General features: G+C 53.6%; 1 protein-coding gene. It reads left to right on the top strand.

Going from position 1 to position 1,581, the window contains the following annotated elements; genetic code table 11:
• Positions 1-1,581 (top strand): type I polyketide synthase (locus tag HGH92_RS33370; RefSeq protein ID WP_168875199.1); only part of this gene is annotated, 1,581 nt, incomplete at both ends.

The raw sequence follows: 1,581 nt of genomic DNA, 5'->3' as shown, positions 1-1,581 counted from the left end.
GAATTGCCAGTGGCGCCTTTGGCAACATCGCCGTCTGTCAGCCGGGCAGCCGGGTCAAAAGACATAGCCATCGTAGGCTTAAGCGGCCGTTATCCCGGCGCCCGCAATATCGGTGAGTTCTGGGATAATCTGAAAGCAGGACGAGACAGCATCACGGAGGTGCCGGCAGACCGCTGGGACATGGAAGCATGTTACGATCCCCAAAAAGGCAAGGCGGGTAAGAGTTATAGCAAGTGGGGCGGTTTTGTGGCAGACGTGGATAAATTCGATCCTTTGTTTTTTAATATTTCCCCACGGGAAGCGCATTATATGGACCCACAGGAGCGCCTGTTCCTGGAAGCTGTATGGGAAGCGCTGGAAGATGGCGGTTATACCCGCAACCGGCTCCGGTTGCTGGATGGACCTGTCAGCGTTTATGCAGGCGTGATGTATGAAGAATACCAGCTGTATGGCGTTGAGGAAAGTTTAAAAGGTAATCCACTGAATATCGCTGCCAGTCCGGCGAGCATAGCCAACCGGGTATCTTATTTTCTGAATCTGCATGGCGCCAGTATGTCTGTCGACACGATGTGTTCTTCGTCATTGACGGCAATCCACCTGGGCTGTCGTGCGTTGCAAAGCGGAGATGCTGCGCTGGTGATTGCCGGCGGGGTGAATGTAACGGTACATCCGCATAAATATCTGATGCTGAGCGAAGGCGGTTTTGTTTCCAGCCAGGGCCGGTGTGCCAGCTTTGGGGAAGGGGGCGAAGGATATGTGCCATCAGAAGGGGTAGGCGTGGTTTTGTTAAAACGGCTGTCTGATGCGGAAGCGGACGGAGACCAGATCTATGGTGTGGTGCGTGGCAGCAGCATTAATCATGGCGGCAAAACGAATGGTTATACGGTACCTAATCCGAAGGCGCAGCGCAGCGTGATCATGGCGGCGATGAACGAGGCCGGCGTGTCCGCAGAACAGATCAGTTATGTGGAAGCCCACGGCACGGGCACCAGCCTGGGTGACCCTGTTGAGATAGCAGGATTGTCGCGCGCATTTGAAACGGGGAAAAAACAATACTGTAGCATTGGGTCTGTCAAGTCTAATATCGGTCATTGTGAATCGGCCGCAGGGGTGTCTGGCTTAACGAAAGTGCTGTTACAGCTTCGTCATCGTCAGCTGGTACCTTCGTTATATTCGCAAACATTGAATCCTCATATCGATTTTGAGGACAGCCCTTTTAAAGTACAGCAGGTGCTAGCCCCCTGGACATCGGCCGCAGGGTCCTTACGGCTTGCTGGTATCAGCAGCTTTGGGGCAGGAGGAAGTAATGCGCATCTTATCGTGTCTGAGTACACGGACCGCCGGCCAGCGGGCAAGGTGTCCGGAGCTGTACTGTTTGTGTTGTCAGCACGCAACAGAGACCGGTTACAGGCATATGCCCAACGTTTACATGCTTACCTGGCAAAGGCGGAAGGCATCAGCCTGCATGATGTGGGATATACATTGCAGACCGGAAGAGAAGCCATGGACGAGCGCCTGGCAGTGGTGGTGAAAGATGTCCCGTCGTTATTGGCCCAACTGGAAAAATATATATCCGGTGAA

Source organism: Chitinophaga varians (assembly GCF_012641275.1).
Classification (GTDB): Bacteria; Bacteroidota; Bacteroidia; order Chitinophagales; family Chitinophagaceae; genus Chitinophaga; species Chitinophaga varians_A.
The sequence above is the reverse complement of the archived record's forward strand: the minus strand, read 5'-3'. Positions and strand labels throughout refer to the sequence as shown.